The organism is Blastomonas sp. RAC04 (genome assembly GCF_001713435.1).
GTDB classification, from domain to species: domain Bacteria; phylum Pseudomonadota; class Alphaproteobacteria; order Sphingomonadales; family Sphingomonadaceae; genus Blastomonas; species Blastomonas fulva.
The window spans coordinates 3,018,055-3,031,651 of record NZ_CP016460.1 but is presented as its reverse complement, the minus strand read 5'-3'; the positions used below and the strand labels follow the sequence as shown (position 1 = coordinate 3,031,651).

Genomic DNA, 13,597 nt, shown 5'->3' with positions numbered 1-13,597 from the left:
CCCGTCGGGCAAGGCTATGCATGGCTGCAGGGGCGTCTTCAACCAATCAGGCCGGAAACCGGCGCGAAGATAGCGGAAAACCACCAGCGGCCGCAGCAATGCGTCCGCCAGCCAAGGGCCTGTCGATGACCGAAAAGACCAACGTCCAGTTCACCGAGCGCGAGGCGCTGTTCTTTCACTCTTCGGGCCGCCCGGGCAAGATCGAGATCATCGCCTCCAAGCCGATGGCGACCCAGCGGGATCTCAGCCTTGCCTATTCGCCCGGCGTGGCGGTTCCCGTCCGCGCCATCGCCGAGGATCCGTCCAAGGCCTATGACTATACCGCCAAGGGCAACCTCGTCGCAGTGATCTCCAACGGCACCGCGATCCTGGGCCTCGGCAATCTCGGCGCGCTGGCATCCAAGCCGGTGATGGAAGGCAAGGCGGTGCTGTTCAAGCGCTTCGCCGATGTCGATTCGATCGATATCGAGGTCAACACCGAGGACGTCCAGCGCTTCATCGAATGTGTCGAGCTGCTCGAGCCCAGCTTCGGCGGCATCAACCTGGAAGACATCGGCGCGCCCGCCTGCTTTATCATCGAACAGGCGCTGAAGGAGCGGATGAACATCCCGGTCATGCACGATGACCAGCATGGCACCGCGATCATCTCGGCTGCCGGCCTGCTCAACGCCTGCTATCTGACGGGCCGCGATTTTGCCGATGTGAAGATGGTGGTCAACGGCGCGGGCGCCGCTGCGATCGCCTGCACCGAGCTGATCAAGGCGATGGGCGTGCGCCACGACAACGTGCTGATGTGCGACCGTTCGGGCGTGATCTATCAGGGCCGCGACGATCTCGACCAGTGGAAGTCCGCGCACGCTGCCAAGACCGATCGCCGCACGCTCGAAGAAGCGCTCGACGGTGCCGACATCTTCCTCGGGCTTTCGGCGGCAGGCGCGCTGAAGCCCGAGATGGTGATGAAGATGGCGCCGCAGCCGATCATCTTCGCGATGGCCAATCCCGATCCCGAGATCACCCCGCCCGATGCCAAGGCGGCGCGCCCCGATGCGATCATCGCCACCGGCCGGTCGGATTATCCCAACCAGGTCAACAACGTGCTGGGCTTCCCCTTCATCTTCCGCGGGGCGCTCGACGTGCGCGCGACCGCAATCAACGAGGAGATGAAGATCGCCGCGGCCAAGGCGATCGCCGAGCTGGCGCGCGAACAGGTGCCCGAGGAAGTTGCTGCGGCCTATGGCGGTGCGACGCAGAAGTTCGGCGTCGACTACATCATCCCCGCCCCGTTCGACCCGCGCCTGATGGAGCGGGTGTCGGCGGCTGTGGCGCAGGCGGCGATGGACACCGGCGTGGCGCAGAAGCCGATCGAGGACATGGCCGAATACCGCCATTCGCTCAAGAGCCGGCTCAACCCGACCACGGCGGTGCTGACCCAGGTGTACAGCGATGCCCGCGCCAATCCCAAGCGTGTGGTGTTTGCCGAGGCCGAAGAGGAAGTCGTGCTGCGCGCCGCGATCCAGTTCCGCGATGGCGGCTATGGTACGCCGGTGCTGGTCGGCCGCGAACAGCGGGTGCGCGACAAGCTGAAGGAACTCGCGGTCGACGATCCGATGGCCTTCGAGGTGCACAATTCGGTCAATTCGCCTCTGGTGCCGCGCATGGTCGATGTGCTGTACGAACGGCTGCAGCGGCGCGGTTATCTCAAGCGCGACGTCAAGCGCATGGTCAACCAGGACCGCAACATCTTCGGATCGGCGCTGCTGCATCTGGGCGAGGCGGACGCGATGTTGACCGGCATCACCCGTACCTTCGGCCAGTCGATGCGCGAGATCCGACGGGTGCTCGATCCGAAGCCCGGCGAAACCCCTTTCGGCATCCATGTCATGGTCGGCAAGAGCCACACCGTGTTCCTGGCCGACACCACGGTGAACGAGCGCCCCGACGCCGAGGAACTCGCCTGCATCGCGGAGAACACCGCACAGGTCGCCAAGAGGCTGGGGCACGAGCCTCGCGTCGCGTTCCTGTCCTATTCCAACTTCGGCAATCCTTCGGGCCGCTGGCTGGACAATATCCGCGACGCGGTGAGCATTCTCGATCAGCGCGGGGTGACGTTCGAATATGAAGGCGAGATGTCACCCGATGTCGCGCTCAACCCCAAGCTGATGGCGAACTATCCGTTCTGCCGCCTGTCGGCACCGGCGAACGTGCTGATCATGCCCGGGCTGCAATCGGCCAACCTCTCGGCCAAGTTGCTGCGCGAGCTGGGCGGTGACGCAATGATCGGACCGATGCTGATCGGCATGGAAAAGCCGGTGCAGATCGCCGCGATGTCATCGACCGCTGGCGACCTGCTGACACTGGCACTGCTTGCATCGTCGGGCGTGGTGGGCTGACACAGACTCTCCCCTCCCGCTTGCGGGAGGGGAGATTAGGTCATCGTCGTAACGGCTGGGCCAATCAGATCGCCGGGACCGCAGACAGTGTCCTGCGGATCAGCGCGACCAGATCGTCGGGCGCAAAGGGCTTTGTGATCAGGAGGTTGTGCGGGCAGTCGCCGTCCAGTGCGCCGCCTGCATAGCCGGTCATCAGCACGATCGGCATTTCCGGCCACCGTTTGCGGATCTCGACCGCCAGCGTCTTGCCGTCCATCCTGGGCATGGTGATGTCGCTCAGCACCAGATCGGGCTGGGTACCGCTGGCATCCACCCGGTCGAGCGCGGCCTGGCCGTCCTCGGCATCGATCACCTTGAAGCCCGCTTCCTGCAGCACATCGCAGACATGCGCGCGCAAAGCTGCATTGTCCTCGGCGAGCAGGATGGTGCAATCCTCGTGACAGGCCGGGTCGGCACTGCCAGCTGAACCGCGGTCCGGGCGGCTTTCGGCGTCGTCGGCCACCGGCAGCCACAGGATGACCGTGGTGCCCTCGCCGGGCGCGGTGTCCAGCGTCACGAATCCGCCCGATTGCGCGACGAACCCCTGCACCTGGCTGAGCCCCAGCCCGGTGCCCTTGCCGACATCCTTGGTGGTGAAGAACGGCTCGAAGATGTGCTTGGCGACCTCGGGCGAAATGCCGCTTCCGGTGTCGTTGACGCAGAAGCGGACATAGCGGCCCGGCGGCGCGCCATGACCGTCATCGGCATCCTCGGGCGTGCGTTCGGCATTGGCGGCGTGCACCGTGATCTCGCCGGGCGCATCCATCGCATCGCGCGCGTTGACCACCAGGTTGAGCAGCGCGTTTTCGAGCTGGCTGGCATCGACGATGATCGGCCACAGGCTGTCGGGGCATTCGACCTTGAGCTCGTGCCGGTCGTCGAGCGCCTGCGATGCCAGCGGCACCAGATCGCGGATCAGGTCCGCAGGCTTGATCTTGGTGGGGGTGAGCGACTGGCGGCGGGCATAGGCCAGCAGCCTCTGCGTCAGGTTGGCGGCGCGGTTTGCTCCGTCGCGGGCATTGGCGATGGCCTGGCCTGCGCGATCGACCTGGCCCGATGCGATGCGCTTCTGCGCGATGTCCAAATTGCCCGAGATGATGGTGAGCAAGTTGTTGAAATCGTGCGCGATGCCGCCGGTGAGCTGGCCGATCGATTCCATCCGCTGCACCTGCGCCAGCTGCGCCTCGGCGGCGCGCGCACGGGTGATGTCGCGCGCGATGCCGAAGATCAGGTCGCCTTCGCGCGCCAGGCTCCAGCTGGCATAGATCGTCTGTCCGTCGGCGCCGCGCATCTCGCGCTCGGTCTGGACATCGCTCTCGCCGCTCGCAACGGCGATCAGGTCGCCCTGCGCGCTGTCGGTGAAATAGTCGCTGACATGCGCGCGGCCATCAAGCGGTACCGGGCCGAACGCCTTTTCCCAGGCCGGGTTGCCCGCCACCAAGGTGCCGGTCACCGTGGTGATCAGCATCATGTCGAGCGAGGAATCCCACAGCCGGTCGCGCTGGTCGGCGGCGAGGTCTGCGGCGATCTGCTGATGGATCAGCTGCTTGCGCAGTTCGAGTAGCGCTGCGACTTGCCGCGCCAGCGCCGCCAGCAGGGGGGCATCGTCGAACCGCTCACGCGGCGCGCTGTCGGACAGGCACAAGGTGCCCAGTGCATATCCATCTGCGTTGATGATCGGCGCGCCGGCGTAGAAGCGGATGTTTGGCGGTCCGGTGACCAGCGGGTTGTCGACAAAGCGCGGATCGGTGGTGGCGTCGAGCACCACCATCACCTCGGGCGAGCGGATGGCATGGTCGCAAAAGGCGATGGCGCGCGGGGTTTGCGTGAGCGTGATGCCGCGGGCCGCCTTGAACCACTGCCGCTCTTCCTCGACGATCGAGATGAACGCGGACTCGCATCCGCCTAGCGCCTGCGCAATGGCAACCAGATCGGCGTACAGCGCGTTATCGCCATCATCAGGGTCAAGCTTATAGGCGCGCAGCGCGGCCAGCCGCGCGGCATCGTCGTCGCCCTTGAAGATGGTGTGGCTGAGGTTCAGCAGCATGTCCCTGTCCGGTCGTCCGGCGGCTGGTTGCCTCCGGTTGTGCGTGTATATAGGCCGCGCTCGCGGCAAAGCCAGCATGGCGGTCGAGTTGTCGGGCGTTGCGGGTCGCATTTGCGGCGCAACCGCGCTGCATCCCCGCTATACCGCTGCCGAAAGCTCGCGCTGCAGGCATTCGACCGCACGGCTGATCTTGGGCAGCAGATGGTGCCGCTGGGGATAGACCGCCCAGACCGGCTCGTCATCGGGCTGAAAGTCCTGCAGCACCAGCGCCACCGATCCGTCGCGCAGATGCGGCAGGATGTAGAAATCGGGCAGCTGGCAGATCCCCATCCCGGCAAGGCACGCTTCCATCACCGCATGGCCGCTGTTGCAGCGAAAGCGGCCGTGCGGCGTGTGGATCAGCTCTGCGCCCGCCCGGCGGAACTGCCAGGCCGCGCTCGTGCCGATGATGCATTCATGCTGCTCGAGATCGCAGACCTCGCGCGGGGTCCCGGCGCGCGCCAGATATCCGGGCGCGGCGCAGGTATAGAGCGTGCGCGAGGCGACCTGGGTGCTGATCAGCCGAGGGTCGGCGGCGTGGCCGGTGCGCACCGCCAGATCATAGCCTTCGGCGAGCAGGTCGACGACGCGGTTGGTGAGGTCGATCGAGATGCTGAGCCTGGGGTGCGGCATGGCAAAGCGGCGCAGGATAGGGGCGACGAAGCGCTCGCCCAGCGCGGTCGAACAGGTCACGCGCAATTCGCCCTGCGGCTCGCCCTGCTGGCTGATCAGCGCGATCGCCTCGTCGCGTTCCTGCGCGATCCGCTCGCAGCGTTCGAACAGCACGCGCCCGGTGTCGGTCAGCCGCACGGTGCGGGTGGTGCGGTGGAACAGCTGCGCCTGCACCCTTTGCTCGAGCGTCCTGATCGCGCGGCTGACATGGGTGGGCGACATGCCGATCGCCTTGGCGGCGCGCGTGAACGAGCGGGTGGTGGCGACCGCGATGAACTCGTCGATGCCGTCCCATTGCGACATATTATCCCACCTCTGCCATAGTCTATTTATCAATTAGCATATTAACGCATATGCGGGGCAATGATAGGGGATGCCGTCACCCCTCACGCTGCCAGGAAAGCCTCGCCCCATGAAGACCCGCGCCGCCGTTGCCTTTGAAGCGAAGAAGCCGCTCGAAATCGTCGAACTCGATCTGGAAGGCCCCAAAGAGGGCGAGGTTCTGGTCGAGATCATGGCAACCGGCATCTGCCACACCGATGCCTACACGCTCGAAGGTTTCGATTCGGAAGGGATTTTCCCCAGCGTGCTGGGCCATGAAGGCGCGGGCATAGTGCGCGAGATCGGCGCCGGCGTGACCTCGGTCAAGCCTGGCGATCACGTCATCCCGCTGTACACGCCCGAATGCGGCAAGTGCAAAACCTGCCTGTCGGGCAAGTCCAACCTGTGCACCGCGATCCGCGCGACGCAGGGCAAGGGGCTGATGCCCGATGGCACCACGCGCTTCAGCTACAAGGGTCAGCCGATCTATCATTACATGGGCTGCTCGACCTTCAGCAACTTCACGGTGCTGCCCGAGATCGCGGTCGCCAAGATCCGCCAGGACGCGCCCTTCCAGAGCGCCTGCTATATCGGCTGCGGCGTCACCACCGGGGTGGGCGCGGTGACCAAGACCGCCAAGGTCCAGCCGGGCGACAATGTCGTGGTCTTCGGCCTGGGCGGCATCGGCCTCAACGTGCTGCAGGGGGCCAAGCTTGCAGGCGCGAACAAGATCATCGGGGTCGATCTCAACCCCGATCGCGAGGAATGGGGCCGCAAGTTCGGCATGACCGACTTCCTCAACACGCGTGGCATGAGCCGCGAGGACACCGTCGCCAAGATCGTGGCGATGACCGATGGCGGCGCGGACTACACCTTCGATGCCACCGGCAACACCGAGGTGATGCGCACCGCGCTCGAGGCGTGCCATCGCGGCTGGGGCACCTCGATCATCATCGGCGTGGCCGAGGCGGGCAAGGAAATCAGCACCCGTCCGTTCCAATTGGTGACCGGGCGCAACTGGCGCGGCACCGCGTTCGGCGGCGCCAAGGGCCGCACCGACGTGCCCGAGATCGTCGACATGTACATGACCGGCAAGATCGAGATCGATTCGATGATCACCCATGTCATGGGGCTGGAAGAGATCAACACCGCGTTCGACCTGATGCACGAAGGCAAGTCGATCCGCTCGGTGGTGGTCTACTGATGCCGGTCGCGGTCGAAACCGTCTCCAGCGTCCGCAGCTTCGGCGGCGAGCAGGCGGTGCTGCGCCATGCCTCGGAGGTCACCGGCACCGACATGACCTTCTCGGTGTTCGTGCCCGATCATGCCGAGGGCGCGATGCTGCCGGTGGTGTGGTATCTCTCGGGTCTCACCTGCACCCAGGCCAATGTCACCGAAAAGGGCGAGTTCCGCCGCACCTGCACCGAGCTCGGGCTGATCTTCGTCGCGCCCGACACCAGCCCGCGGGGCGAAGGTGTCCCCGATGATGCGGACGGCGCGTATGATTTCGGGCTGGGCGCAGGCTTTTATGTCGATGCGACCCAGGAGCCCTTTGCGCAGCATTACCGAATGTGGAGCTATGTTACCGAGGAGCTGCCCGCGATCATCGGCGACTGCTTCCCCGCGGACATGACGCGCCAGTCGATCATGGGCCATTCGATGGGCGGCCATGGTGCGCTGACCATCGGCCTGACCTTGCCCGAACGGTTCAAGGCGATCTCGGCGTTCGCGCCGATCGTCGCGCCCTCGCAGGTGCCCTGGGGCCAGAAGGCGCTGGGCGGCTATCTGGGCGACGATCGCGCGGCGTGGCGCGCGCACGATGCGGTTGCGCTGATCGAGGATGGCGCGCGAGTGCCTGAACTTCTGGTAGATCAGGGCGAGGCCGACAATTTCCTGGCAGAACAGCTCAAGCCGCAATTGCTGGCCGAGGCCTGCGCAAAGGCCGGGATCGATCTCACGCTGCGGATGCAGCCGGGCTATGATCACAGCTACTATTTCATCTCGACCTTCATGGAAGACCATCTGCGCTGGCACGCCGCGCGCCTGACGCGCTGACCGGGCCTCAGGGCGCGATCGTCACGCTCGCGGTGCCGCTGGCCCAGACCGGCAGGTACAGCCCTGCGCCCGCGGCCTGAAGCTGCCCGGTGCGCGCGCGTTTCAGATCGGCGTGGATGACGATGTCGCCGCTGCGCTTGGCGGCGATCGCCTGGTCGACCTTGCCCAGCAGCTCGGCATAATCGCGCTCGAAATTCTGTGCGAGCAGCTCGGCGATCATCGGCGCGACGCCGGGCGCGTTCATCATGTCGAGGATCAGGTCGCCCCCGGTCATGTCGGTGGTGCCGGTGACGCCGAAATCGGTGAAACCCACACGGCGCGAATCCTCGGCGTTGGCCGGCTTGCCGGTCATCCAAACCGTTCCCGATGTCGGGGTCCTGCTGCCGCGTTCGTGCGCGGTGAAAGTGAGCCCCACCGCGATCCGCCCGCCGGTGGTGCCATAGATCGTCGCCGCCTTGAACGTCGCATCGACCGGCTCGAGCCCTGGCACCATGAACGGGCGCTTTGATCGCTTGCGCAGCGCGCGGATCAGCACCGGCTCGAGCTCGCCATATTCGGCGAACACCGGCAGGAAGAAGGCAAGCTCGCCCGGTGTGCCCGCGAGCGGCACCATCGGCGGCAGCGCGGTCGCAGGGCGAGGCTTCGGGCGCTTGCCGACATAGGTTTCGGTGAGCGCGCGCATCCCCAGCCGCAGCCGCAGCCGGCCGTTGGCGACCTCATAGCCGCCATATTGCAGCTCGCGCGGGGTGATCCGCATCCACACCGGCGGATTGCGCTCGTTGAGCACCACCGATGTGAACGCACTCGCCCAGGCCTGGCCGATCTGACGGCGGATGCCGATCTTGCCCAGCTCGCCGGGCAGCTCGCGCTCCAGCTTCGCGATGATAGGCGCCAGCTCGCGCTCGGCCGGTTCGGTGAGCCTGATCTTCTGCCCCATGAAATCGACATGCGGCTCGGTCAGCCAGTCATAGCTCAGCTTGACCGTGCCGCGCGGGGTCCAGTCCTTCTCAAGCTCCAGCCGGACCACGGCATGCGCCATCGCCTTGGCGGTGGCGGTCTCGCGCTTGAGGATCCCGCCGATGTCCTCGGCACGAATGACCGCGGTGAGCGGGAAGGAAAAGCGCAGCTCCTTGCCCGATCCGCCGACACGGATCGATCCGCGGGTAACCTCGCCGACGATGTTGCACTTGATCTTGGGTGTCTTGACCGTGGCGATCCCCAGATCGACCCCCTTGCTGGCGACGCAGATCTGGTCCCGCTGGTTGATCCGCCACAGCTGGCGCGGAACGTTGCGTTCCATTGCGCGGGCCAGATCGCCGAGCTCGGCCTCCACCGGAACCGTGACCAAAGACGGCTGCGGCTGCACCACGATGCGATCGTCGGTGCGCGGCGGCTGGCCCTTGTCGCTCCACCCGCTGCAGGATGCCAGCGCCAGGCTGGCGGCCAGCATCAGCCCTGTTGTGATCCGCCCCGCCATCGCTCAGCTGCTCGCCACGACCATGCCGTCGATCCGCAGCGTCGGCACATTGACCGCATAGCGGAATTCGAGATCGTCTGCGGGAACCAGCGCTGCAAACATGTCGATCAGATTGCCCGCGATGGTGATCTCGCTGACAGGCTCGGCAAGCTGGCCATCGCGGATGATGAAACCGCTCGCGCCGCGGCTGTAATCGCCGGTGACGCCGTTGACCCCCATGCCGATCAGTTCGGTGACATAGATGCCGGTTGCGATCCCCGCCATCAGCGCCTCCGGGCTGTCGTGCCCTGCTTCCATATGCAGGTTGCTGGCTCCGGTGGCGGGCGCGCCGCTGATCCCGCGCGCGGCATGGCCGGTCGGCGCTTCGCCGAGCTGGCGGGCAGCGGCGCTGTCCATCATCCATCCGGTAAGCACGCCCTGGTCGATCACGCGCCAGGGCCGGGTGGGCAGGCCTTCGCCATCAAAGCTGCGCGAGCGCAGCCCGCGCACCCGGTGGGGATCGTCCAGGATGGTCACCGCGCTGTCGAAGATCGCCTTGCCGCGCTTGTCGAGCAGGAAGCTGGTCTTGCGCGCGATCGCACTGCCCGAGATCGCGCCGATCAGCGATCCGATCAGCGATCCGCCCGCGCGGCGGTCGAACACCACCGGCATCGGTCCGCTGCTGATCTTGCCCGCGCCCAGCCGCGCCACCGCACGCTCGCCCGCGCGGCGGCCGATGGCCTCGGGCGATTCCAGATCGCTCAGGAACCGCACCGTGTGCGATGCCGAATCGCGCTCCATCGCGCCTTCCGCGCCGGCCAGCACGCTGGCGCCTATGCCATAACGGCTGCCGCCATAGCTCCCGACAAAGCCGTGGCTGGTGGCGAGCGCCATGACCGAGCGCACCGCGCCTGCCGATCCGCCTTCCGAATTGGTGACGCCCGGCACGGCGCGCGCCGCCGCCTCGCAGCGCTCGGCCAGATCGCGCAGCAGCGCAGGGTCGGGGTCCTGCTCATCGTCCAGATCGAGTGCGGGAAGCGGCCCGCGTGCCAGCAACTCGGCAGGCGCCAGCCCGGCATAGGCATCCTCGGGCGCCAGCCGCGCCATCGCCACCGCGCGCTCTGCCAATGTCGCAAGGCCCGCAGCCGTGACATCCGCGCCCGATACGCTGGCGGAGCGCTTGCCATCGAACACCCGCAGGCCGATCGCGGCGCTTTCGGACCGCTGGACGTCTTCCAGCGCACCCAGGCGGATTTGTACATCGGTGGAGGCATCGCAGGCGAAGACGGCGTCGGCCGCGCTGGCTCCGGCGGCTAGCGCGCGGGACACCAGATCGTGCGCCAGATCCCTGGCTTGTTCGGGGGTTTGCATCAGCAGCGTTTAAGCTGCCGGTGTACGTTGGTCAATCGAACCGGCGCGGTTCAGAACAGCGCCGCAAGGCCCTTGACCAGTGCCACAAAGGCAAAGGGAAAGCCGATCGCGAACAGCCAGATGCCCAGCCGGTCACTGCGGAAGGCCACAGTCAGCGTGGCTTCGGACGCATCGCTGCGCGATAGCGTCTGCCAGCGCTTTTCCACCCGTCGGCACAGCGGGATGACAAGGCCGACCAGCACAACCAGACCCAGATAGGGCAGGATCGACATGCCCTCGCCCTTGATCGCCCCCATCACCACGAAGATCTGCAGGCCGGTATAGGCGAGCAGCGCATAGGCCACATGGTTGCTGATTCGTCGCTCCCACACCGTCTCGGGCGTGACGGGTTTGACGTGCGTGGAATTGTAGCGCGCGGCCTCGAACCGCCTTTCGATAGCATTGGTCATCATGTCCCCCATGACTGCCTCGGGCAGAGTCTGAAAATCTGCACCAGAATGAGTGTGTCACTCACATGACAGCTTGGCAAGGGGCGTTAACCTGACCGCCGTCCGGGCGATCAGGCGGTGATTCCCTCGGCCCGGCGCAGCTCCTTGCGGTCCAGCTTGCCGATCAGCGTCTTGGGCAGTGCATCGCGGACATCGACTGCGGCGACGCGCTCGTGCTTGCCAAGCTGCGGGTTCAGCCATGCCATCAGCGCCGGGCCATCGACCTCGGCCTCGTCCTGCAGCGCGACGAACGCCTTGGGGCTCTCGCCGCGATAGGGATCGGGGATTCCGATCACCAGCGCCTCCTTGACCGCAGGGTGCCGATACAGCACCTCCTCGATCTGGCTTGGGAACACCTTGAACCCGCCCACCGCGATCATGTCCTTGATGCGGTCGACGATGCGGATATAGCCGTCCTCGTCGATCTGCCCGACATCGCCGGTGCGCAGGAATTCGCCGATGAACACTTCGGCATCCGCATCGGGCCGGTTCCAGTAACCGCGCATCACCTGCGGGCCAGCAAAGATGATCTCGCCCGGCTCGCCCGGGGCGACCTGCTTCGTGGGGTCTTCCTTGTCGACCAGCCGCACGATCGTGCCGGGCAGCGGCTGGCCGATGGTGCCGGGCTTGTTGAGCCCTTCATAGGGGTTGGTCGAAACCACGCCGCTGCTTTCGGTGAGGCCATAGCCTTCGACCACATTCGCGCCGGTGACCTCCTCGAACCGCGCCTTGACCTCTGCCGCGAGCGGTGCGCCGCCCGAGATGCAGGCGCGCAAGGACGCGAAATCGGTCTTGGCGATCTGGGGGTTGTCGAGCAGCGCCTGGTACATGGTCGGCACCCCGGGGAGCGCGGTAACCTTGGTGCGGGTGATCGCCTTCAGCGCCGCCACCGCCTCGAAGCGCGGCAGCATCACGATCTCGCCGCCGTTCAGCACGGTGCGGTTGAGCACGCAGGTGTTGGCAAAGACGTGGAAGAACGGCAGCACGCCCAGGATGCGGTCGTCGGCGTCGTCCTTGCGCGGATCGATCGCATTGACCTGCCGGGCATTGGCCGAGAGGTTCTGGTGGCTGAGCATCGCGCCCTTGGGGGTGCCGGTGGTGCCGCCGGTGTACTGGAACAGCGCGATGTCGGTTGTCGCGTCGATCGGCACCGGGGCATACGCCCCGTCATTGTCGATCAGCGACGAGAAACTGGTGATGCGCGGGTCGTCGGGCCGCTCGGCGGTCTCCTTGCCCTTGAACAACCGGTAGAACAGCGCCTTGCCCGCCGGCAGCGCGCCTGCGACCGAGCCCACAACCAGCCGCTCCAGCCCCGACTGGTCGAGCACCTTGAGCGCGGTGGGCAGCAAGGCTGTTGCGGACATTGTGAACAGGATTGTCGTACCGCTGTCGGCGACCTGATGCGCCAGCTCGTCCACGGTATAGAGCGGCGAGAAATTGACCACCGTCGCTCCTGCCGCCATCGCGCCATAATAGGCCGCGACATAATGCGGCACGTTGGGCAGGAACAGCCCGATGCGGTCGCCCTTGCCCACGCCCATTGCCTGCAGCCCCTTGGCTACCCGGCGCGCGCCCTGCGCGGTTTCGGCGTAGCTGTACTTGCGGCCCATGAAATCGAGCAAAGGCGCCGTTCCCTTGCGCTCGGCCGAGCGGAACAGCATCTCGGGCAGCGACAGCGGCGGGAAGTGCTGGTCCCACGCGCAAGGGTGGTTGTAATGCGTTGTCCAGATCGGCTGGTCGCTCGATACGGACCCGGGCGAGGCGGGGAGGGCGCTGTCAGTCATTGACACGACTGTAAATAAGACCCGGCTTTGGCACAAGCCGCAAGCCATTCGGACCGTCGCAGCACAGCGATAGAAAACGTCAATCACCCATGCGCGCCGGGCGATAGCCGCTTGCATCGCGAGCGTCGTTCGCTAAGCGCATGGCGCATGACTGCGTACAAACCCGGTGATCCTGTATCCGTGCGGCGGCTCTATGGCCGCCAGCAGAACCACAAATTGCGCATCGGCCAGGCCGATCTGGTCGAACGGCTGCTGCCGCAGATCACCGTGCCTGAAGACGGTGAGATCACGTCCGAGCGGTTGTTCGGCGACAATCGCCCGCTGCACTTCGAGATCGGCTTCGGCGCGGGCGAACATATGGCGTATCGCGCCGACATGCTGCCCGATCACGGCTTTGTCGGGGCAGAGCCGTTTCTCAACGGTGTGGTCGGCGCGCTGCAGCATGTCCGCGAGCACACGCTTGCCAACATCCGCCTGCACATGGGCAACGCGATCGACGTGCTCGAGCGCGTTCCCGACGGAAGCCTGTGCTTCGTCTATCTGCTCCACCCCGATCCCTGGCCCAAGGCGCGCCACGCCAAAAGGCGGATGATGAATTCGGGCCCGGTGAACCTGATCGCGGCCAAGCTGAAGCCCGGCGGCGAATTCCGCTTCGGCACCGATCACCCGATCTATGTCGCGCATGCGATGATGGTGATGAACGGCCATCCGCAATTCGACTGGCTGTGCGAGCGGCCCAGGGACTTTCTCGTCCGCCCCGGCGGCTGGCCCGAAACCCGCTATGAGGCCAAGGCGCGCGCGCAGGGACACGAGGTGTGGTACTTCAGGTATCGGCGTACCTGAAGGTACCTGTGGCGTAGAAATGTCGTGTTAACTCAAATGCTTGAGTGCGCTACAGTTGTCAGGTCTCGGCGGAATTTCCCGCCTCGGTGATT

At 65.9% G+C, this 13,597-nt stretch carries 10 protein-coding genes; 4 read left to right on the top strand and 6 right to left on the bottom strand.

Features of this window, described 5'->3' with window-relative positions; translation table 11 throughout:
- Positions 1–125 precede the first annotated feature (125 nt).
- Positions 126–2,390, top strand: coding sequence for an NADP-dependent malic enzyme (locus BSY18_RS15105; protein WP_054134879.1), 2,265 nt, complete (start codon positions 126–128; stop codon positions 2,388–2,390).
- Between the two features lie 64 nt (positions 2,391–2,454).
- On the opposite strand, the gene BSY18_RS15100 is transcribed toward BSY18_RS15105, so the two are convergent.
- On the bottom strand, positions 2,455–4,476 hold the full coding sequence (locus BSY18_RS15100) for a GAF domain-containing hybrid sensor histidine kinase/response regulator (protein ID WP_069051056.1): 2,022 nt from the start codon (positions 4,474–4,476) through the stop codon (positions 2,455–2,457).
- Positions 4,477–4,614: 138 nt separating this feature from the next.
- Entirely contained in the window at positions 4,615–5,490 is an 876-nt protein-coding gene (locus BSY18_RS15095; RefSeq protein WP_069051055.1) for a LysR family transcriptional regulator, read from the bottom strand.
- Positions 5,491–5,599: 109 nt separating this feature from the next.
- Between BSY18_RS15095 and BSY18_RS15090 the strand changes: the two genes are divergently transcribed.
- Together BSY18_RS15090 and fghA are read left to right on the top strand one after the other, a co-directional pair.
- Positions 5,600–6,712, top strand: a complete 1,113-nt coding sequence (locus BSY18_RS15090; protein ID WP_069051054.1) for an S-(hydroxymethyl)glutathione dehydrogenase/class III alcohol dehydrogenase — start codon at positions 5,600–5,602, stop codon at positions 6,710–6,712.
- Positions 6,712–7,563: an S-formylglutathione hydrolase gene (fghA, locus tag BSY18_RS15085; protein ID WP_069051053.1), complete on the top strand. Its 852-nt coding sequence runs from the start codon at positions 6,712–6,714 to the stop codon at positions 7,561–7,563. The genes BSY18_RS15090 and fghA overlap by 1 nt, the downstream gene beginning before the upstream one ends.
- Before the next feature lie 7 nt (positions 7,564–7,570).
- On the opposite strand, the gene BSY18_RS15080 is transcribed toward fghA, so the two are convergent.
- The 4 genes from BSY18_RS15080 to BSY18_RS15065 all read right to left on the bottom strand — a co-directional run bounded on the left by BSY18_RS15080 (position 7,571) and on the right by BSY18_RS15065 (position 12,662).
- On the bottom strand, positions 7,571–9,040 hold the full coding sequence (locus BSY18_RS15080; protein ID WP_069051052.1) for a DUF4403 family protein: 1,470 nt from the start codon (positions 9,038–9,040) through the stop codon (positions 7,571–7,573).
- A 3-nt stretch (positions 9,041–9,043) separates the two neighbouring features.
- A complete protein-coding gene (locus BSY18_RS15075; RefSeq protein ID WP_069051051.1) occupies positions 9,044–10,390 on the bottom strand; it encodes a TldD/PmbA family protein in 1,347 nt (448 codons plus the stop codon).
- Positions 10,391–10,440: 50 nt separating this feature from the next.
- Positions 10,441–10,842 carry a hypothetical protein gene (locus BSY18_RS15070; RefSeq protein ID WP_236823381.1) on the bottom strand — a complete coding sequence of 134 codons (402 nt, stop codon included), beginning with the start codon at positions 10,840–10,842 and terminating at the stop codon, positions 10,441–10,443.
- Positions 10,843–10,949: 107 nt separating this feature from the next.
- Positions 10,950–12,662 carry a long-chain-fatty-acid--CoA ligase gene (locus BSY18_RS15065; RefSeq protein WP_069051050.1) on the bottom strand — a complete coding sequence of 571 codons (1,713 nt, stop codon included), beginning with the start codon at positions 12,660–12,662 and terminating at the stop codon, positions 10,950–10,952.
- 147 nt (positions 12,663–12,809) lie between these two features.
- Between BSY18_RS15065 and trmB the strand changes: the two genes are divergently transcribed.
- Positions 12,810–13,505, top strand: coding sequence for a tRNA (guanine(46)-N(7))-methyltransferase TrmB (gene trmB / locus BSY18_RS15060; protein WP_069051049.1), 696 nt, complete (start codon positions 12,810–12,812; stop codon positions 13,503–13,505).
- Positions 13,506–13,597 lie beyond the last annotated feature (92 nt).